Source organism: Bradyrhizobium agreste, from assembly GCF_016031625.1.
GTDB lineage: Bacteria > Pseudomonadota > Alphaproteobacteria > Rhizobiales > Xanthobacteraceae > Bradyrhizobium > Bradyrhizobium agreste.
Genome location: NZ_JACCHP010000011.1, coordinates 326167 through 346142 on the forward strand (window position 1 = coordinate 326167; position 19976 = coordinate 346142).

General features: G+C 66.9%; 19 protein-coding genes and 2 riboswitches. Of the genes, 17 read left to right on the forward strand and 2 right to left on the reverse strand.

Annotated elements, in window-relative coordinates; genetic code table 11:
• Positions 1 to 2: 2 nt before the first annotated feature.
• Both HZZ13_RS18495 and cobJ read left to right on the forward strand, forming a co-directional pair.
• Positions 3 to 734 carry a precorrin-2 C(20)-methyltransferase gene (locus HZZ13_RS18495; protein ID WP_197960962.1) on the forward strand — a complete coding sequence of 244 codons (732 nt, stop codon included), beginning with the start codon at positions 3 to 5 and terminating at the stop codon, positions 732 to 734.
• Complete coding sequence (gene cobJ, locus HZZ13_RS18500) at positions 731 to 1465, forward strand: precorrin-3B C(17)-methyltransferase (protein ID WP_197960963.1); 735 nt, start codon at positions 731 to 733, stop codon at positions 1463 to 1465. Before HZZ13_RS18495 ends, cobJ begins: the two co-directional genes overlap by 4 nt.
• Here the strand turns inward: cobJ and HZZ13_RS18505 are convergent.
• On the reverse strand, positions 1441 to 2187 hold the full coding sequence (locus HZZ13_RS18505) for a cobalt-precorrin-6A reductase (protein ID WP_197961111.1): 747 nt from the start codon (positions 2185 to 2187) through the stop codon (positions 1441 to 1443). The two genes, cobJ and HZZ13_RS18505, sit on opposite strands and share 25 nt — an antisense overlap.
• 10 nt (positions 2188 to 2197) lie before the next feature.
• Between HZZ13_RS18505 and cbiE the strand changes: the two genes are divergently transcribed.
• From cbiE to cobT, 8 genes are all read left to right on the forward strand, one after another.
• Positions 2198 to 3379, forward strand: a complete 1182-nt coding sequence (cbiE, locus tag HZZ13_RS18510) for a precorrin-6y C5,15-methyltransferase (decarboxylating) subunit CbiE (protein ID WP_197960964.1) — start codon at positions 2198 to 2200, stop codon at positions 3377 to 3379.
• Positions 3376 to 3744 carry a cobalamin biosynthesis protein gene (locus HZZ13_RS18515; RefSeq protein ID WP_197960965.1) on the forward strand — a complete coding sequence of 123 codons (369 nt, stop codon included), beginning with the start codon at positions 3376 to 3378 and terminating at the stop codon, positions 3742 to 3744. Before cbiE ends, HZZ13_RS18515 begins: the two co-directional genes overlap by 4 nt.
• Positions 3741 to 4523 (forward strand): precorrin-4 C(11)-methyltransferase, encoded by a 783-nt coding sequence (gene cobM / locus HZZ13_RS18520; protein ID WP_197960966.1) that lies wholly within the window; start codon positions 3741 to 3743, stop codon positions 4521 to 4523. The genes HZZ13_RS18515 and cobM overlap by 4 nt, the downstream gene beginning before the upstream one ends.
• Positions 4523 to 5833, forward strand: a complete 1311-nt coding sequence (locus tag HZZ13_RS18525) for a cobyrinic acid a,c-diamide synthase CobB (protein WP_197960967.1) — start codon at positions 4523 to 4525, stop codon at positions 5831 to 5833. The genes cobM and HZZ13_RS18525 overlap by 1 nt, the downstream gene beginning before the upstream one ends.
• On the forward strand, positions 5830 to 6561 hold the full coding sequence (gene cobA / locus HZZ13_RS18530; RefSeq protein WP_197960968.1) for a uroporphyrinogen-III C-methyltransferase: 732 nt from the start codon (positions 5830 to 5832) through the stop codon (positions 6559 to 6561). Before HZZ13_RS18525 ends, cobA begins: the two co-directional genes overlap by 4 nt.
• A gap of 45 nt (positions 6562 to 6606) precedes the next feature.
• Positions 6607 to 6825: riboswitch (cobalamin riboswitch) on the forward strand.
• Positions 6826 to 6862: 37 nt separating this feature from the next.
• The gene (locus HZZ13_RS18535) at positions 6863 to 7540 is read left to right on the forward strand and encodes an energy-coupling factor ABC transporter permease (protein WP_197960969.1); all 678 of its coding nucleotides are present in this window, start codon (positions 6863 to 6865) and stop codon (positions 7538 to 7540) included.
• 46 nt (positions 7541 to 7586) lie between these two features.
• Positions 7587 to 8336, forward strand: coding sequence for a precorrin-6A synthase (deacetylating) (gene cobF / locus HZZ13_RS18540; protein WP_197960970.1), 750 nt, complete (start codon positions 7587 to 7589; stop codon positions 8334 to 8336).
• A gap of 10 nt (positions 8337 to 8346) precedes the next feature.
• Positions 8347 to 9399: a nicotinate-nucleotide--dimethylbenzimidazole phosphoribosyltransferase gene (cobT, locus tag HZZ13_RS18545; RefSeq protein ID WP_197960971.1), complete on the forward strand. Its 1053-nt coding sequence runs from the start codon at positions 8347 to 8349 to the stop codon at positions 9397 to 9399.
• Here cobT and HZZ13_RS18550 read toward each other — a convergent pair.
• A complete protein-coding gene (locus HZZ13_RS18550) occupies positions 9392 to 9964 on the reverse strand; it encodes a histidine phosphatase family protein (protein WP_197960972.1) in 573 nt (190 codons plus the stop codon). The two genes, cobT and HZZ13_RS18550, sit on opposite strands and share 8 nt — an antisense overlap.
• 72 nt (positions 9965 to 10036) lie before the next feature.
• Positions 10037 to 10239, forward strand: a riboswitch (cobalamin riboswitch).
• 115 nt (positions 10240 to 10354) lie between these two features.
• Here HZZ13_RS18550 and HZZ13_RS18555 point away from each other — a divergent pair.
• The 7 genes from HZZ13_RS18555 (at position 10355) to HZZ13_RS18585 (ending at position 19974) form a co-directional block, all read left to right on the forward strand.
• Complete coding sequence (locus HZZ13_RS18555) at positions 10355 to 12712, forward strand: TonB-dependent receptor (RefSeq protein WP_197960973.1); 2358 nt, start codon at positions 10355 to 10357, stop codon at positions 12710 to 12712.
• A 12-nt stretch (positions 12713 to 12724) separates the two neighbouring features.
• Positions 12725 to 14149, forward strand: a complete 1425-nt coding sequence (locus HZZ13_RS18560; RefSeq protein ID WP_197960974.1) for a PepSY domain-containing protein — start codon at positions 12725 to 12727, stop codon at positions 14147 to 14149.
• Between the two features lie 346 nt (positions 14150 to 14495).
• Positions 14496 to 16100, forward strand: coding sequence for an ABC transporter substrate-binding protein (locus tag HZZ13_RS18565; protein ID WP_197960975.1), 1605 nt, complete (start codon positions 14496 to 14498; stop codon positions 16098 to 16100).
• Positions 16101 to 16117: 17 nt separating this feature from the next.
• A complete protein-coding gene (locus HZZ13_RS18570) occupies positions 16118 to 17059 on the forward strand; it encodes an ABC transporter permease (protein ID WP_197960976.1) in 942 nt (313 codons plus the stop codon).
• Positions 17056 to 17979 carry an ABC transporter permease gene (locus tag HZZ13_RS18575; protein WP_197960977.1) on the forward strand — a complete coding sequence of 308 codons (924 nt, stop codon included), beginning with the start codon at positions 17056 to 17058 and terminating at the stop codon, positions 17977 to 17979. Before HZZ13_RS18570 ends, HZZ13_RS18575 begins: the two co-directional genes overlap by 4 nt.
• A 31-nt stretch (positions 17980 to 18010) precedes the next feature.
• Entirely contained in the window at positions 18011 to 19000 is a 990-nt protein-coding gene (locus HZZ13_RS18580) for an ABC transporter ATP-binding protein (RefSeq protein WP_197960978.1), read from the forward strand.
• Complete coding sequence (locus tag HZZ13_RS18585) at positions 18997 to 19974, forward strand: ABC transporter ATP-binding protein (protein ID WP_197960979.1); 978 nt, start codon at positions 18997 to 18999, stop codon at positions 19972 to 19974. Before HZZ13_RS18580 ends, HZZ13_RS18585 begins: the two co-directional genes overlap by 4 nt.
• The last annotated feature ends 2 nt before the right edge of the window (positions 19975 to 19976 follow it).

Here is a 19976-nt window from a genome sequence, read left to right on the forward strand (position 1 = left end):
CGATGGGACGCATCATCTGCTGCGGTCTCGGCCCCGGCAACCCTGATATGATGAGCGTGCGTGCCGATCGCACGGTGCGTGCCGCACAACACGTCGCCTATTTCCGCAAGAAGGGCAGGCCGGGTCAAGCGCGCCGCATCGTTGAGGGCATGCTCGCGGCCGGCGTCACCGAATATCCGATGGAATATCCTGTTACGACGGAGATCGCTTTCGACAGCCCTGAATATGTCCAGCTGCTCGCAGGCTTCTACGACGAATGGGCCGAGCGCCTGGCGCGGCTGTCGCGCGCCGTCGACGTCGTCGTGCTCTGTGAGGGCGATCCTTACTTCTACGGATCGTTCATGCATCTGCACATGCGCCTGCAAGGCCGCGTCGAGATCGAGGTGATCGCTGGCATTCCGGGGATGGTCGGCTGCTGGAATGGCGTCGGGCAGCCGATTGCGCTCGGCGACGACGTCACGACGGTGCTTATGGGGACGCTCCCCGAGGCCGAGCTCGAACGTCGCATGCGCGATGCTGATGCGCTGGTCGTGATGAAGACCGGCCGCAATCTCGCAAAAGTGCGCCGCGCGCTCGCCGCCGCCGGGCGGCTGGACGATGCCTGGCTGGTCGAGCGCGGCACCATGCCGGGCGAGCGCGTGGTGCGGCTCGCCGAGATCGATGCGGCCGAGTGTCCTTATTTCGCGATCGTGCTGGTGCACGGCAAGGGCCGGCATCTGGATGCGGCCGAATGACGGGCACCCTGACCATTGCGGGCCTCGGCCCCGGCAGCGAGGCGCTGGTGACGCCGGAAGTCACGGCGGCGCTTGCGACGGCGACCGACATTCTGGGCTATGCGCCCTATGTCGCGCGCGTGCCGCCGCGAGCAGGGCTCACCCTGCATCCCTCTGACAATCGCGAGGAGCTGCAACGTGCGAGCGAGGCGTTGCGTCTGGCCGCCGAAGGCGGTCAGGTCGTGATCGTCTCCTCCGGCGATCCCGGCGTGTTCGCGATGGCGTCTGCCGTGTTCGAGGCACTCGACCGGGCACCGCAATGGCGGGATTTGCCGATCCGCGTGCTGCCCGGCGTCACCGCGATGCTGGCGGCGGCGGCACGCGCCGGCGCGCCGCTCGGCCATGATTTCTGCGCGATCAACCTGTCCGACAATCTCAAGCCATGGGCGGTGATCGAGAAACGCCTGCGCCTCGCGGCGGAAGCCGATTTTGCCATCGCGATGTACAATCCGCGCTCGGCCAGTCGGCCGGAAGGATTCGGCCGGGCGCTGGCGCTGCTTCGCGAGGCCGGCTGCGGCGAGCGTCTCGTGATCTTCGCGCGCGCGATCAGCGCGGCTGATGAAAAGATCGAGATCGTGACGTTGAACGAGGCGACACCCGAGATGGCCGACATGCGTACGCTGGTGATCCTCGGCAATTCGCAGACACGCCGTGTCGGCCGCTGGGTCTATGCGCCGAGGCGGGCAGAATGAGCGAGCCATTGCATCACATCAGTAACGCGCTCGACCCGTCGCCGCTCGGGCAGCTCTGGTCGCGAGATCATGATTACGGGAAGGCCCAGCCTGCGGGCCGCATCGATCTTCGCGCGGGCGCCGTCGCCGCCGGAATTGCGGGCAACGATCCAGGTGATGCCGCGTGTGCGCATCATCGCCAGCTCACTATGAAGCGTGAACGGTCCGCGCGACACGATCACATCGGCCGCGAAGGGCAGCGGCGCGTCGGGCGGATCGACGAAGCGCAGCGTGTAGGCGTGCTGCGGCTTCGTCGCGAAGGGCGCGATGTGCTGGCGGCCGATGGCGAGGAACACGTTTGCGGGGGCGTCCGGCAGTGCGGCGACGGCAGCGTTGACGTCCACCACCTCGATCCAGGTATCGTCGGACGCCTTGATCCAGGGCGCGCGCTCCAGCGCAATCAACGGCGTGTCCGTCTGCGTGCAGGCATCGACCGCGTTGCGGCTCATCTCGGCCGCGAACGGATGCGTCGCGTCGATCACATGCGTGATGCCATCGCGGCGGATGTAGTCGGCCAGCCCGCTCACGCCGCCAAACCCGCCGATGCGGGTAGGCAGCGGCTGATCGGCCGGCGCGCGGGTGCGGCCGCCATAGGAATAGACGGCGTCGATGCCGGCGCGCGCGATCTCCGCGGCGAGCAGGCTCGCATCGGCCGTTCCGCCCAGAATGAGGGCGCGAATCATGAGTGAGCCCTTGTCTGATCCCTGGCTGACCATCATTGGTATCGGCGAAGATGGCCTTGCCGGGCTGTCGGAGGCAAGCCGAAAGGCGCTTGCCAGGGCCGAGACCGTGTTCGGCGGCGAGCGCCATCTTGCGCTTGCCGAGGTTGGCAGCCGCGGCCGTCCGTGGCCGGTGCCGTTCGATGCCAATGTCGTGCTGAGCTGCCGTGGAAGACCCACGGCCGTGCTCGCCTCGGGCGATCCGTTCTGGCATGGTGCTGGCGCAAGCCTCGCCGAGAAGCTCGGCAGCGATGAGTGGATCGCGCACCCTGCGCCGTCGACCTTCTCGCTCGCCGCCGCGCGCTTGGGCTGGCGACTGGAGGCTACGACATGCATCGGCCTCCATGCGGCGCCGTTCGAGCGTCTGGTGCCGCATCTAGCGCGAGGCGCCCGCATCATTTGTCTCCTGCGTGATGGCAAGGCAGCCGGTGATCTTGCGAGATGGCTGACCGAACGCGGATGGGGCGCCTCCCTCTTGTGGACGCTCGAGGCGCTAGGCGGGCCACGGGAATACACTGACCAGCATCGCGCCGACCTGTTTGCCGAAGACATCGCTGGAGATCTTGTCGCTGTGGCGGTGCTGGCGATGGGAACGCAAGGCATCCCGCGCAGCTCGGGCCTGCCGGACGATCTCTTCGTCCATGACGGCCAGATCACCAAGCAGCCGGTCCGCGCACTGGCGCTCTCGACGCTGGCGCCGCGTCCAGGGGAGCGGCTGTGGGACATCGGCGCCGGATCGGGATCGATCTCCGTGGAGTGGGCGCTGTGTGGCGGGGCCGCGACTGCGGTCGAGGCGCGCGAGGATCGCGCCGCGAACATCCGCAAGAATGCAGCCGCCTTCGGTCTGGCGCATCGGATCGGCGTCATCGCAGGCACAGCGCCTGAAGCGCTGGCTGCGCTGGAGCCGCCGGACGCCGTCTTCATCGGCGGCGGTCTCGATCGCGCGATGTTCGATGCGATCTGGTCGCGGCTCTCGCTGGGTGCGCGGCTGGTTGCACATTCAGTTACGCTGGAGACGGAAGCGTTGCTCGGCGAGCTGCACCAGCGCCACGGCGGCGAGCTGATGCGGGTCGAGATCGCGTATGCCGCCCCGCTTGGCCGCTATCGCTCATGGGAGGCGGCACGCCCTGTGGTGCAATGGAGTGCGGTCCGATGAAGGTCGCCGGGCTCGGATTCAAGAGGAACGCGACGCTGTCTTCGCTGCGCGAGGCGCTGCTGGCGGCCGGCGGCTCCGCAGATCTCACGGCGGTGGCTACGGTGAGCGACAAGGCGGACGCCGAGGTATTGAAGCAGCTCGCGCGCGAATGCGGGGTGCCGATCAAGGCTGTCCCGGCCGATGTTCTTGCGAAGGTCGATACGCCGACGCAGTCAAAGCTCGTCGCCGGGAAGTTCGGCACCGGTTCGGTCGCCGAAGCTGCGGCGCTCGCCGCGGCCGGTCCCGGCGCGCGGTTGATCGCAACACGGGTGGTCTCGCAGGATCGCACCGCGACCGCCGCGATCGCGGAAGGAGACGGCGCATGACGGTGCATTTCATCGGCGCCGGGCCCGGCGCGCCGGATCTGCTGACGTTGCGGGGCCGCGATCTGATCTCGGCCTGTCCGGTCTGTCTCTATGCCGGCTCGCTGGTGCCGGAGGGCGTGCTGGCGCATTGCCCGCCCGGTGCGCGGATCGTCAACACCGCGCCAATGTCGCTCGACGAGATCATCGCGGAGATCGCCGCCGCGCATGCGGACGGCCAGGACGTCGCGCGGCTGCATTCCGGCGACCTCTCGATCTGGTCGGCGATGGGCGAGCAGCTCCGCCGTTTGCGTGCGCTCGGTATTCCCTGCACCGTGACACCCGGCGTTCCCTCGTTCTCGGCTGCCGCAGCCGCGCTGGAAACCGAGCTGACTCTGCCCGGTCTTGCTCAGACGGTTGTGCTGACGCGCACGCCGGGCCGCGCCAGCGCGATGCCCGAGGGCGAGAAGCTCGCCGCGTTCGCCGCGACCGGCGCGGTGCTCGCGATCCACCTCTCGATCCATCTGCTCGACCAGGTTGTCGCCGAGCTGACGCCGCATTACGGCGCGGATTGCCCGGTCGCAATCGTCTGGCGCGCGAGCTGGCCGGAGCAGCGCATCGTGCGCGCGACGCTGGCAACGCTCGATGCGGCCGTAGGTGGCGAGATGGAGCGCACGGCGCTGATCCTGGTCGGCAAGACGCTTGGCGCAGCAAATTTCGACGAGAGCCGCCTCTATGCCGCCGATTATGACCGCCGCTACCGGCCCGTCGGCGCCGAGCCGCGCTTTCCGGAGGCGTCGTGATGCCGGCGAGCCTCGTCATCTCCGCGCCGGCCTCCGGGGTCGGCAAGACCACCCTGACGCTGGCGCTCGCCCGCGCCTGGCGCCATCGCGGCTTGAATGTGCAATGCTTCAAGAGCGGCCCCGATTACATTGATCCTGCCTTCCACGCCGCGGCCACGGGGCGCGCCTCGGTCAACGTCGATAGCTGGGCGATGGATCACAACACCATCGGGCATCTCGTCAGCCGCGGGGCCGATGCCGATGTCGTGCTCGCCGAGGGATCGATGGGACTGTTCGACGGCGTCGCCGCGCGCGGTGTCTCCGGCACGGGAGCGACCGCCGACATCGCGGAGATGCTGGGCTGGCCGGTGGTTCTGGTGATCGATCCCTCCGGCCAGGCGCAGACTGCGGCAGCGATCGCCGCAGGCCTGCGCGATTACCGCGCCGGCGTGCGCCTCGCCGGCGTCGTGCTCAATCGCGTCGCCAGTCCGCGCCACGAGGATCTGGTGCGACGCGCGCTGCACGAGGCCGGCATCAAAGTGTTCGGCGCGCTGCCGCGCCACGCCGAGATCAGCCTGCCGAAGCGGCATCTTGGCCTCGTGCAGGCCGAGGAGCAGGCCGAGATCGGCAAGCTGATCGACGAGGCCGCGCGCTTTGTCGCCGAGCACGTCGATCTCGATGCGGTGCTCCACTCGGCAGGCAAATGGTCGCCGCAAGCTGCGGCGAGCGGCGTGAACGTGACGCCGCCGGGCCAGCGCATCGCGCTGGCCCGCGATGCGGCGTTCTCCTTCGTCTATCCGCATATGCTGGAGGCCTGGCGCGCGGCGGGCGCGGAGATCGTGCCGTTTTCGCCGCTGGCCGATGAAGCGCCCGATGCGAGCGCCGACGTGTGCTGGCTGCCGGGCGGCTATCCCGAGCTTCATGCCGGAAAGATTGCGGCCAATGCGCGCTTTCGCAGCAGCCTGCGTGCTTTCGCCGAGACACGGCCCGTGCATGGCGAATGCGGAGGCTATATGGTGCTGGGCGCAGGCCTCACCGACGCCGACGGTATCCACCATGAAATGACGGGGCTGCTCGGCCTGGAGACCAGCTTTGCCAAGCGCCGCATGCACCTCGGTTATCGTCTTGCCGAACTGGCTGCGCCGATGCCGGGGCATCGGCCTAGCGCGCGCCTGCGCGGCCACGAGTTTCACTATTCGACCATCCTCGCGCAACCTGATACGCCGCTCGCGGTCGTGCACGACGCCACCGGTGCGGTCATTGCCGAAACCGGCTCGCGCCGTGGCCACGCCACGGGCACGTTCTTCCATCTGATCGCGGAGGACCGGTGAGCGGTTTTGTCTCTTTCGTCTCCGCTGGCCCCGGCGATCCCGAGCTCCTCACGGTGAAGGGCGCCGCGCGGCTGCGCGAGGCCAACGTCGTGCTCTATGACGATCTTGCCTCCGGTGCGATCCTCGATCTTGCGCGGCCCGGTGCCAATCTCGTCGCGGTGGGAAAGCGGGCCGGACGTCCTTCGACCAAGCAGCACCACGTCAACCGTCTCCTGGTCGACTATGCCGCAACCGGCGCGCGCGTGGTGCGGCTCAAGTCCGGCGACGCCGGAATTTTCGGCCGGCTCGAGGAGGAGATCGAGACGCTGCGCGAGGCCGGCATCGGCTACGAGATCATTCCCGGCGTCACATCTGCCTGTGTCGCCGCTGCCCAGGCCGGCATTCCCCTGACCCGCCGGCATACCTCCCGCCGGGTGCAGTTCATCACCGGTGCTGATGTCACCGGCGAGCTGCCGCCCAATCTGAATTGGGCGGCGCTGGCCGATCCCGAGGCCACGACCGTGGTCTATATGGGCCGGCGCACCTTTCCGGCGCTTGCCGCAAAATTGATCGCGCACGGCCTCGCCCCCAGCACCCCGGCGCTGTTCGCCGAATCTCTCGGGCGTCCCGACGAACGGCTGGTCCGCACCACGATTGCCGAGCTTGCCGAGCAGCTTGGGCGCGGCGGCGCCGCTTCCACCGCCGCCGTGATTCTGTTCGGCGCGCTGGCGGGAGAATATCCGGCATGAGGGCTCCGGCAGCGGTTCGCCCCTTGACGCCCGCGATGCGAAAGGGGCACACAAGAGCGGCATGGTGCTCGAGGCGGCGCAAAGCGCCGGAGCATAATCGGGAATGGGGATGGGCGGACCCAGTTGCGGCGCCCAAAACCCCAGCCGCCCCCGCGACTGTAAGCGGTGAGGGGCTCCGAACCGCCACTGGACCGCAAGGTCCGGGAAGGCCGGAGAACCCAGTGAACCGCGAGCCAGGAGACCGGCCGTGCACGTATTGAGGCCAAGGCCGTCGGGTGTGACGGCAGGAAGGAATTGAGCCATGCATATCGAACCCGGGATCGTGACGGGCGCCAAGCTCGTGTTGAGTTACGCAACCGGCATCGCCGCAGGCGGCGTTGCCTTGAAGCTTGCGGTTGAGACCGTGCGCGAGCAAGGCGCCCGCTCGTTCGCGGCGCGCACGCTCGCCACCATGGGCCTCGTCTTCACCTTCTTCCAGGTCCTGCCGCATTTCCCGGTCGGAGTCTCCGAGGTGCACTTCATCCTGGGCTCGACCCTGTTCCTGCTGTTTGGTGCAGCGCCCGCGGCCTTCGGCCTCGCGTTCGGCCTCCTGCTCCAGGGCGTGTTGTTCGTGCCGACCGATCTGCCGCAATATGGCATGAACGTCACCACGCTCCTGGTGCCGCTGTTCGCGATCCAGGCGCTGGCGAGCCGGATCATTCCGCGCAAGACGGCTTACGTCGATCTGCAATACCGCCAGGCGCTGGCGCTCTCGACCGCCTACCAGTCCGGCATCGTCGCCTGGGTGGCGTTCTGGGCGCTCTACGGCTCCGGCTTCGGTGCGACCAACCTTGCCAACATCGCGGCCTTTGCCGGATCCTATGCGCTGGTGATCGTGATCGAGCCGCTCGCCGATCTCGCCGTGCTGGCGCTGGCGAAGTCGCTGCGTGGCGTCACCGCGACCGGCCTCGTCACGCCGCGCCTGCACAACGCGGCCTGAGAGACCAGCGAACGGGCGGCCGCTACGGCCGCCCCTCGCGCTCGCGATGCTCACGCTCTCCCTGATAGGCATCGGTTGCGGCGATCCCGAGCAGCTCACGCGCGCCGCGACCCGCGCCATCAACGCGGCCGATCTCATCCTGATCCCGCGCAAGGGGACTGCGAAATCCGATCTCGCCGATCTCCGGCGAACGATCTGCGCCGGCGTGCTCACCAACAAAACGACGCGCATTGTCGAATTCGATCTTCCCGTGCGTGACGCGACTGAGGCGGACTACCGCAAGGGCGTCGACGAATGGCACGATGCCGTTGCCGCCACCTGGTCGCAGACCATTGCAAGCCATCTCGGCGGTGCGGGCAAGGTCGCGCTGCTGATCTGGGGCGATCCGTCGCTGTACGATTCCTCGCTGCGGATTGCGCGGCGGCTGAATCCGTTGCCGACTATCGAAGTCGTGCCCGGCATCACCTCGATCCAGGCGCTGTGCGCGGCGCATGCGCTGCCGCTCAACGACATCGGCGAGCCGTTCCTGGTCACGACGGGGCGGCGCTTGCGCGAGGGCGGCTGGCCGGCGGGTGTCGACACGGTCGTGGTGATGCTCGACGGCGGCACGGCGTTCCAGTCGCTCGATCCGGCTGGGCTTCACATCTGGTGGGGCGCCTATCTCGGCATGCCCGATCAGATTCTCATGTCCGGCGCGCTGGCCGACATGGGCGCGCGCATTGCCGCCGCACGGCAGGACGCACGCGAGCGGCACGGCTGGATCATGGACAGCTACATCATCAAGCGCAGGCGTTGAGCGAGGCGGCATGCTTCCCGAATGGGTTTATCAGAACTGCCCCAAGGTCTCCGCGGTTCATCGCGAGGCGGCCATTGCGCGGCAGGCGCAACTGACGAAGCCGACCGGCGCGCTCGGCCGGCTGGAGCAGCTCGCAATCGAGCTTGCGGGCTTGCAGGCGACCGAGCAGCCGCGCGCCGCGCTGGTGCCGATCATCATCTTCGCGGGAGATCACGGCATCGTCGCGCAGGGCGTGTCGGCCTATCCGCAAGCCGTCACCATCGCGATGATGGCGAATTTTGCCTCCGGAGGCGCCGCGATCTCGGTGCTTGCGCGCGAGCTGGGGTCAACCCTCGAGGTGGTCGACGCCGGCACGCTGGCCGAGGCGCAAATGGCGGGAATCGTCACTGACAAGCCACGCAGCGGCACGCGCGACTTCAGTGTCGAGGCCGCGCTCACGCCCACGGAATTGGCCTTCGCCCTCGAGGCCGGGCAGCGCGCGGTGGTGCGCGCCGAGGCCGGTCGGCCTGATCTCTTGATCTTCGGCGAGATGGGGATCGGCAATACCACGACCTCGGCAGGGATTGCTGCGAGCCTGCTCGGCATCAGCGCCGACGAGATTGCAGGCACCGGCACCGGGGTCGATGCGGCCGGCCGCGCGCACAAGGCGCGCGTGATCGATGCGGCGATTGCACGGCATGGCGTTGCGGGCGCGCCGCCCGACAAGATCCTGTGCGCGGTCGGCGGCCTCGAGATCGCGGCGATCTCGGGCGCGATCATCGCGGCTGCGCAACGCCGCATTCCCGTGCTGATCGACGGTTTCATCGTCTCGGTGGCGGCGCTGGCGGCGGCGCGCCTCAACCCGTCCTGCCAGCCGTTCCTGTTGCCCTCGCATCAATCGGCGGAGCAGGGACATCGGCTGGTGTTGCGCGCGCTGAACGTGCAGCCGCTGATCAGCCTCGATCTCAGGCTCGGCGAGGGATCGGGTGCCGCGATCGCGTTGCCGCTGGTGCGCTCGGCCTGCGCGCTCCACAATGGCATGGCGACGTTCGCGCAGGCCAACGTACCTGACAGACCTAGCTAAATCGCTGATTCACGCAGACGACACGCCAGCCGCCCGCAAGCCGGTCGATCCGGGTCAGCGACAGCGGATCGATCACGAAGCGCAGCGCGGCTTCCGGCGTCAGGTCGAGCGCGATGCAGAGCACGGCGCGGATGGTCCCGGAATGGACGACCAGCGCCGCGGAGCCCGCGCCAATCTGCGACAGGCCCAGGCGGACGCGCGCGATCTGATCCGCAAAGCTTTCGCCGTTCGGCGGCCGTCCGTGCGCCGGATCGCGCCAGACCTGCGCATAGGCCTCGCCGCCGGTCGCGGCGAGCTCGTCATGCCGATGGCCGGTCCAGTCGCCGAAATCCTGTTCGCGGAATTCGCTGACTAGCTGCGGTTCGAGTCCCAGCGCGCGGGCCGTCTCGACCGTGCGACGCGACGGGCTGGCATAGCCGGCGACATCCGTGGGCAAGCGCTGCGTTAGAGCCGCCAATGCGCCGTGATCGCCGAGGTCGGCCCGCGCATCGGCTGCATGGATCGTCCCGGCCAGGCCCGCGACGGCCGCATGCCGTATCAACCAGAGGAAGGTCTCGCCTTCCATGCTCATCTCCAAGGAAGTTGCTTGCTGTGGCTACAACGCCGCAACTGCCACATTGACTCTGTCTTGGTGGTAATCCTAGATGCTCGCGACGGTTTTCCCGAGAGGGAATGAAAAGGGAATGCGGTGCGGGGAAAATTGTCCCCAATGCCGCGGCTGCCCCCGCAACTGTAAGCGGTGAATCCTTCGTCACGAGCCACTGGGTCCTCGGTCCCGGGAAGGCGACGAAGCGGTCATGACCCGCGAGCCAGGAGACCTGCCGTCAGCCGTGGTCACACGCGAAGATGTCGGTCGGGGAGTACAGACATTCGGCTTCATCGGACGGCTGCAAGGCCAAAGGTGAAACCTCGTTCGCTGTGACGTGCCACTGACGTCATACCGAGGTTTTGTACCGTGTCTTTCATCCGTCTCGCACGACCGCGCCGCGTCCTGCTTGCCTCCGCCGCGTTCACGTCCTTTGCCGCTCTCGGTCTGCCTGCCGCTCTGGCGCAGCAGGCGCGAGAGCCGCTGCCGCCCATCGAGGTGTCGCCCGCCCCGGCGCGCAAGCCGGCCAAACCGGCAGCAGGAGCGGCGCAGAGCGCGCGTCGCGCGGCAGCGCGCAGGCCGGCGGCTGTATCCGCAGCGCCAAAGCCCGTCATGCCGGATACGACGGCGCAAACGCCGCTCAACAGCAATGCCGTTGCCGAAAGCGCCTCACGGCTCGGCCTGACGGTGCGGCAGACGCCCGCGACCGTCGAGGTGATCTCCGCCGAAACCATGCGCGAGCAGGGCTATCGCACCGTCTCCGAGGTGGCGCAGGGGGCCGTCGGCGTCACCTCCGGCGACAACCCGGCCGAGCCTTCGGCCTTCTCCATGCGCGGCTTCACCAACAGCCAGATCAACACGCTCTACAACGGCATCAAGATCGGCCCGCAGAACATGACCTCGCGGATCGTCGATACCGCCAATCTCGAAGCGGTGGAATTGCTGAAAGGCCCGGCCTCGCTGATCTCGGGCGAGGGCGCCGCGGGCGGCGCCATCAACTTCGTCACCAAGCAGCCGCACACTGGAGCGATCCACAACGAAGCTGATTTCTCCTGGGATTCTCTGAATTCGTTCCGTGCCCATTACGGCTCCGGCGGCAGCACCAATGTACAAGGGCTGGACTATCGCTTCGACATCAGCCGTGCCACGCTCAACGGCTTTGCCGACGACACCAATGTCAAGATGTTCGGCACGTCCGGCCAGCTCAATTACCGTGTCTCCGACAGCCTCAGGATCTGGGGCGCGGTCGAGTATCGCGAAGACCGATCGAAAGCGTATTGGGGCGCGCCGCTGGTGCCGATCGCCTTCAGCGGTTCGCATGCGACCACGGGGATCGTCTCCGGAAATTACGTCTCGAACTACAACGGAACGAATCTTGGTGCCGTCACCATCGACGATCGCACCTTCAACACCAATTACAACGTTCTCGATAACCGCAACGTGGCGCAGGAAGTGTGGCTGCGCGGCGGCTTCGAGTTGAAGCTGGCGCCGGACCTGACGCTGAAGAGCCATGCCTATGGCTACGGCGCCGAACGGACCTGGTTCAACAACGAGGTCGAGGCGTTCAACTCCACCACGAATCTCGTTGATCGCGAGCGTTTCTATGTCGCCCACAGCCAGCGGCTGGTCGGCAATATCACCGACCTGATCTGGGACACAAATATTGCGGGCTTCGACAACCGGTTGGTCACGACGCTGTCGTCGAGCTACCTCGACTTCGTCAGGCCCGGCGCGGCAAACTTTCCCGGCGATTCGGTTTCGCTGGTCAACCCCAACCGCGGCTTCTACGGCCTGCTCACGACACAGCAGCAGACCGCGCGCATCGACAACGAGGCGCTGTCGTTCGAGGACCGGCTGAAGCTGACGCGCAACTTCGCGCTGATCGGGGGCCTGCGTGTCGAGCACATCGGGCTCGATCGCAACTCGACCGACAAGAACGGTCTGGAGAAAGCAGGCTTCCCATTCACGAAAGACTGGGCGCCGGTGACGGGCCGCATCGGCTACACCTGGGAGGCCGTTCCGGGCCTCACCTTCTTCAGCCAGTACGCCACCGGCGCCGACATCGCCGCCAACAATATCTTCTTGCTGGGGCCGACCCAGCCGCTCGACCTGACCACCGCGCGCACCTACGAGACCGGCGTCAGGCACCTGTTCTGGGACAACCGGGCGGAATGGTCGTTCTCGGCCTACGACATCCTGCGCAAGAACGTCTATGCGGCGGCCGGCGGGCAGGCGCTCAACATCGCCGGGCGGCAGCAGTCGAAGGGCGTCGAGCTTGCCGCCTCCGTGCGCCCGATCGAGCCGCTGCGGCTGTGGGGCAACATCGCCTATGTCGATGCGCGCTATGCCGACTACAATTTTGCCGGCGGCTCGTTCTCCGGCAACACGCCGCCGAACGTGCCGCGTATCGTGGCGAACGCCGGCGCATCGTACCGGTTCTTCACGCCCTGGCCGGTGGAGCTCGGCATCACCGGCCGTCATGTCGGCGACCGCTACAACACCGACGCCAACGTCGTGACGATGAAGGCGTACACCGTGGCCGACGTCTACGCCTTCGTTGACATCCCCAAGACCGTGTTCAACGCGGTGGACCAGGCCCGCCTGACCTTCCGCGTCCGCAACATCGCCGACAAGCGTTACGCGATCTGGGGCGATCCGTTCTATCCCGACCAGATCCTGCTGGGCGCGCCGCGCACCTACGAGATCTCGGCCGCGTTCAAATGGTGAGGCCTTGAGCGTATGATGGGCGCGATCGTCCTCTCGCATCGCTGGCTCGGCATCGCGTTCTGCCTGCTGTTCGCGATGTGGTTCGCGAGCGGGATCGTCATGCACTTCGTGCCGTTTCCGTCGCTGACGGAACCGGAGCGATTTGCTGGACTTGTGCCGGTCGATCGCGTTGAGGCGAGGATCTCGGTCGCGGACGCCGTTGTGGCGAGCGGGATTGCCGATGCGACGCGTGTTCGGTTGATCCAGCGGAGTGATGGACCGGTCTACGTCGTTTCGGGCCCCGCAGGTTCGCGAGCGGTTCGCGCCTCCGATGGAGGAGACGCGTCGGTGACGTCCGCCGATGTCGCGCTCACGATCGTGCAAGCTTATTCACGTCAGCGTGGGCTCGACGCGGTGCGCGCTGCGATGGTTGCGCGGTCGGACTACGATCAATGGAGCGTGCCGAACGGCTTTGATCGGCATCGCCCCTTGTTTCGCGCCGCTCTCGGCGATGCCCCTGGAACGGAGGTCTACGTTTCGTCGCAGACCGGCGAAGTCGTCCTGGATACGACGCGCAGCGAGCGCGCGTGGAATTGGGCCGGCAGCGTGCTGCATTGGATCTATCCGACGGTTCTGCGCAGCAGCTGGGCGCTGTGGGATCGCGTGGTCTGGACGCTGTCGCTGCTGGCCCTGATCGCGGCGTTGCTTGGCGCGGTGCTCGGAATCGTGCGGATCAGGTTGCGCAAGGGCCAAATCTCCTCGCCCTACCGGGGCTGGCATGCCCTGCATCACCTGATCGGCCTTGCGGCAACGCTGTTCGTGCTGAGCTGGATCTTCAGCGGCTGGCTGTCGATGGATCACGGCCGACTGTTCTCGCGCGGGCAATTGACGCCGGCAGAGGCCAGCGTGATGAACGCTGTGCCGGATTGGCGAGAATCTGCAAAGCTCGATCGCCTGCCGTTGTCCCCTTCGGCTCGCGAGGTCGAATGGTTCGCCTTCGACGGCAAGGTCTATCGGCGTGATCGGATCGCCCTCGGCCACCAGACTTTGATCGGGGCAGGGGACGCGCCGCGCGACGGACAGGCGGCATACCTGGATATGCGGGAGATCGGGAATCTGACGGCACGCCTTGGCGCCGGCTGCACCGACCCGTTCCTGCTCGCCGGCAGCGACGACTATCCGGCGCAATCCGCTATTCCGGGGGCTCCCGTCTACCGCACGGCCTGTGGCGATCTCTGGTTCGATGTCGATGCCGCCGATGGCAAGGTGCTGCAAAGACTGGACCCGTCGCGGCGCGCCTATCGCTGGCTCTACAGTGCGCTGCACTCGCTTGATTTCCCGATCCTGCTGGCTCATGCGCGGCTACGTGACGCTCTCATTGTCGGGCTCTGTACGCTCGGACTGATGTTCTCCGTCACCGGGATTGCCATCGGCTGGCGACGCTTGCGGGCTTCGTGAGGCAGGCTGGGGGCCTCGAGGCGATCGAGGGGTACCTCAACACGAAGTTCGTGACCCAGCGAGCGCGTAAGCACATCGCAACATCTCCGGACCCGGCGCGACCCCTTGGGCGCGCCGGGTGCTGACCATACGCGCCAATTGGTCGAGGCGATCCCCCACATCGAGACCGGGCCGACGCTGGCGGCCGCTCTGTGAGCCCCGAACTCGCGTTCCTGGACCGCCAAAGGGTGAGATCCCGCTGGCGAAGCCGCATTTAGTGGCATACCATTTGCTTGCAAATGGGCTCGGTTTCACTTGCCCTTTGCCAACGAACAGCTGGCATCACGGCATTTCTGGGGAGGACTTCATGGATCGCAGGACGGTATTGAAGGGACTGGCTGGCGCGGGCAGCCTGGCGTTGACGGGTGGCCTGTCGGCCCCGGCGATCGCTCAGGGTGCGGCGGCGCGCACCCTGCGTTTCGTGCCGCAGGCCAATCTCGCCAATTTCGACCCGATCTGGGGCACGCAATATGTCGTGCGCAATGCCGCCGCGATGGTCTGGGACACGCTCTACGGCATCGACGCGCAGCTGCAGCCGCAACGCCAGATGGTCGAGTCCGAGGAGGTGACCGACGACGGCACCACCTGGACGTTCAAGCTGCGGCCGGGCCTCAAGTTCCATGACGGCGAGCCAGTGCTCAGCAAGGACGTCGTGGCGAGCCTGACGCGCTGGTCGGCGCGCGATCCGATGGGGCTGATGATCAAGGCGCTGCAGCAGGAGCTGACGGCCGTCGACGACCGCACCTTCAAATGGGTGCTCAAGCAGCCCTTCCCGAAGATGCTCTACGCGCTGGCCAAGAACAACTCGCCGTGCGGCTTCATCATGCCGGAGCGCATCGCGCAGACCGATCCGTTCAAGCAGATCACCGACTATGTCGGCTCCGGGCCGATGAAGTTCGCCAAGGGCGAATGGGTGCCGGGCGCGAAGGCGGTGTTCGAGAAATTTGCGGATTACGTGCCGCGGCAGGAGAAGTCGTCGTGGCTCGCGGGCGGCAAGCAGATGCAGCTCGACCGCATCGAATGGATCGTGATGCCGGATCCGGCCACGGCCGCGGCTGCCTTGCAGAACGGCGAGGTCGATTGGTGGGAAAACCCGATTGCCGACCTCGTGCCTGTCCTGAAAAAGAACAAGAACATCAGCGTCGATATCGGCGATCCGCTCGGCAATATCGGCTCATTCCGCATGAATCATCTGTTTGCGCCGTTCAACGACGTGCGCGCGCGGCGTGCGGTGCTGATGGCGCTGAGCCAGGAAGACTATATGCGCGCCATCGTCGGCGACGACACCGCGCTCTGGAAGCCGCTGCCCGGCTTCTTCACGCCCGACACGCCGCTCTACACCGAAGTCGGCGGCGAGATCCTGAAGGGCAAGCGCGATTTCGACGCGGCCAAGAAGCTGCTCGCCGAGAGCGGCTATTCCGGCCAGCCGGTGACCTGCCTCGTGGCGCAGGACCAGCCGATCACCAAGGCGATGGGTGACGTCACCGCCGACCTCCTCAAGAAGCTCGGCATGAACGTCGATTTCGTCGCCACCGACTGGGGCACGGTCGGCTCCCGCCGCGCGCAAAAGACGCCGCCAGGCCAGGGCGGCTGGAATATGTTCCACACCTGGCATGCCGGCGCGGACTGCATCAATCCGGCTCCCTACACCGCCATCCGCGCCAACGGCGACAAGGCCTGGTTCGGCTGGCCGAACAGCCCCGGCACCGAGAAGGAGGTCGCGTCCTGGTTCGAGGCCAAGAACCTCGACGAGGAGAAGGCCGCAATCGGCCGCCTCAACAAGGCGGCGCTCGACGACGTGGTCTACGCGCCCACGGGCTTCTTCCTGAGCTACACCGCCTGGCGCAAGAATGTCTCCGGCATCACGAAAGGGCCGCTGCCGTTCTTCTGGGGCGTGTCGAAGTCCGCATGATCGTGCACTGAGGCCAGATGCTCTCCTACATCCTCCGTCGCATCGTCGCGACCTTGCCGGTCATGGCCATCGTCGCGCTGTTCGTGTTCAGCCTGCTCTACATCGCGCCCGGCGATCCGGCCGTGGTGATCGCGGGCGACCAGGCGAGCCCGGAGGATGTGGAGCGCATCCGCCAGAGCCTCGGCCTCGACCGGCCCTTCCTGGTCCAGTTCGGAAGCTGGGTCTGGCGCATCCTGCACGGCGATCTCGGCACCTCGATCTTCACCAACCTGCCGGTCTCGGCGATGATCGCCCAGCGTCTCGGACCGACGCTGTCGCTGATGATCGTCACGCTGCTGCTGACGGTCGTCGTGGCGGTGCCGCTCGGCGTGGTGGCGGCATGGAAGGCCGGCAGCCTGATCGATCGCGTCATCATGGGCTTTGCCGTGTTCGGATTCTCGCTGCCCGTCTTCGTGGTCGGCTACATGCTCGCCTACATCTTCGCGCTGGAGCTGGAATGGCTGCCGGTGCAGGGCTATACCCCGCTCAGCTCCGGCTTCTGGCCGTGGCTCGAGAACCTGATCCTGCCGGCGATCGCGCTCGGCTGCGTCTATATCGCGCTGGTCGCCCGCATCACGCGGGCGGCCATGCTCGAAGTGTTGCAGCAGGACTATATCCGCACCGCCAAGGCCAAGGGCCTCGGGCAGGGCGGCATCCTGTTCATTCACGCCCTGAAGAACGCGGCGGTGCCGATCGTCACCGTGATCGGCATCGGCATCGCGCTCCTGATCGGCGGCGCGGTCGTCACCGAGAGCGTGTTCGCGATCCCCGGGCTCGGCCGCCTCACCATCGATGCCATCCTGCGCCGTGATTATCCGGTGATCCAGGGCATCGTGCTGCTGTTCAGCTTCGTCTACGTCCTCGTCAATCTGATGATCGACGTCGTCTACACGCTCGTTGACCCGAGGATCCGCTATTGACCGACACCACCGTCAATCCGCAATCGCTTCCGGCCGGCCTCGTCGTCGCGCCGCAACTGCCCGAGATCCTGCGGCCGGTCAGGATCCGGCGCGGCTTCGTCGGCCTCCTGCGCGGCCATCCGACGGTCGCGATCGGCGGCGCGCTGCTGCTGACGCTGGTGCTGATCGCGGTCTTTGCGCCGTATCTCGGCACGGTCGATCCGACCGCGCTCGCGCCCGCCAAGCGCACCCGGGCGCCGTCGGCCGATTTCTGGTTCGGCACCGACGTGCTCGGCCGCGACATCTATTCGCGCGTGATGTATGGCGCGCGCGTCTCGCTCACGGTCGGTCTGTCGGTCGCGATCTTCGCCTCGGCCGTCGGACTTGCCATCGGCATGATTTCCGGTTTCATCCGCTGGGCCGACGGCATCCTGATGCGGTTCATGGACGGCCTGATGTCAATCCCGCCGATCCTGCTCGCGATCGCGCTGATGGCGCTGACGCGCGGCAGCGTCGGCAATGTCATCCTGGCGATCACCATCGCCGAGATCCCGCGCGTCTCGCGCCTCGTCCGCAGCGTCGTGCTGTCCTTGCGCGAACAGCCCTATGTGGACGCGGCGGTGGCCTGCGGCACGCGCACGCCGATGATCATCCTGCGCCATATCCTGCCCAACACGGTTGCGCCGATGCTGGTGCAGGCGACCTATATCTGCGCCAGCGCCATGATCACGGAGGCGATCCTGTCCTTCATCGGCGCCGGCACGCCGCCGACCATCCCGTCCTGGGGCAACATCATGGCCGAGGGCCGCGCGCTGTGGCAGGTCAAGCCCTACATCGTGTTCTTCCCGGCGGCGTTCCTGTCCGTCACCGTGCTCGCCGTGAATCTGCTCGGCGACGGCCTTCGCGATGCGCTCGACCCGCGCATGGCCAAGAGCCTGTGATATTGCCTGTGATGGATTGAGGCTGATCGCGATGGCTTTGCTCGAAGTCGAGAATCTCCAGACCCATTTCCGCACGCCCGGTGGCATCAACCGGGCTGTCGACGGCGTGTCCTTCCATGTCAACGAGGGCGAGACGCTCGCCATTGTCGGCGAATCTGGCTGCGGCAAGTCGGTGACCTCGATGTCCTTGATGCGGCTGATCCCGGAGCCGCCGGGCCGGATCGCAGGCAGCATCCGCTTCGCGGGCAGGGATCTCTTGAAACTGTCCGACCGCGAGATGCGCGCGATCCGCGGGAACGACATCTCGATGATCTTTCAGGAACCGATGACGAGCCTGAACCCGGTGCTCACCGTTGGCCGCCAGATCCGCGAGACCTTGATGATCCATCAGGGCCTCGACAAGCAGGCGGCGGAGGCGCACGCGATCGAGATGCTGACGCTGGTCGGCATTCCCGAGCCGAAACGGCGCGTCGGCGAATATCCGCACCAGCTGTCCGGCGGCATGCGCCAGCGCGTGATGATCGCGGTTGCGCTGGCCTGCAATCCGAAGCTTCTCATTGCGGATGAGCCGACCACGGCGCTCGACGTGACGATCCAGGCGCAGATCCTCAAGCTGATGCTGGACCTGAAGCGCCGGGTCGGTGCGGCCATCATTCTGATCACCCACGATCTCGGCGTTGTCGCCGAGATCGCCGAGCGCGTCATGGTGATGTATGCCGGCCGCAAGGTCGAGGAGGCGCCGGTGGCCGAGCTGTTCCGTTCTCCGCGCCATCCCTACACGCAAGGCCTGTTAGGTGCGGTGCCGAAGCTCGGCTCCTCGCTCGCGGGCACTGCGACCCGCCTCGCCGAGATTCCGGGGCAGGTGCCTGATCTCAGGAAGCCGATCACCGGCTGCGTCTTTGCCGGACGCTGTGCGCTCGCGACCGACCTCTGCCGACAATATGCGCCCGGGCTCGAGGAGAAGGGCCCCCGCCACATTGCCGCCTGCCACTACGCCGCCAAGGGAGCCATCGCGGCATGAGTCCTCCGCTGCTCCAGGTCAACGACCTCAAGAAGCATTTTCCGATCAAGAGCGGCCTGTTCAACCGCAAGCCCGAATTCGTCTATGCGGTCGATGGCGTGTCGTTCGAGATCGCGCGCGGCGAGACGCTGTCGCTGGTCGGCGAGTCCGGCTGCGGCAAATCGACGGTCGGCCGCGCCATTTTGCGGCTGTTCGAGATCACGTCGGGCCAGGTCATCCTCGACGGCCAGCGTATCGACGACGCCGCACCGGGCACGATGCGCCAGATGCGCCGCCGCGTGCAGGTGGTGTTCCAGGATCCGTTCTCGAGCCTCAATCCGCGCATGCGCGTGCGCGACATTCTCGCCGAGCCGATCCGGAATTTCGGCCTTGCCAAGTCGGCGGAAGACCTCGAGGTGCGTGTCACATCGCTGATGGACACCGTGCGCCTGCCGCGTGAGGCGCTGAACCGGAGGCCGCACGAATTCTCCGGCGGCCAGCGTCAGCGCATCGGCATCGCGCGGGCGCTTGCGGCCGAGCCGGAGCTGATCGTCTGCGACGAGGCGGTCTCCGCGCTCGACGTCTCGGTCAAGGCGCAGATCGTCAACCTGCTGCAGGACCTGCAGCGTGAGTTCGGCCTCGCGCTGCTCTTCATCAGCCACGATCTCGCCATCGTCGAGCACATGACCCACCGCGTGGCGGTGATGTATCTCGGCAAGATCGTCGAGGTGGCACCGCGCCGCGAGATCTTTGCCGCGCCAAGGCACCCCTACACCAAGGCGCTGCTTTCGGCCGTGCCGCTGCCGGAGCCGGGAGCCCAGCGCAATCCCATCATACTTAAGGGCGACGTGCCGAGCCCGATCAATCCGCCGAAGGGGTGTCGCTTTCACACCCGGTGTCCCTTCGTCTTCGACCGCTGCCGGACCGAGGAGCCGACGCTGCGAGCGACCGGACCCGAACAGTGGGTGGCCTGTCACCTCGAAGAGCCACCGTAATC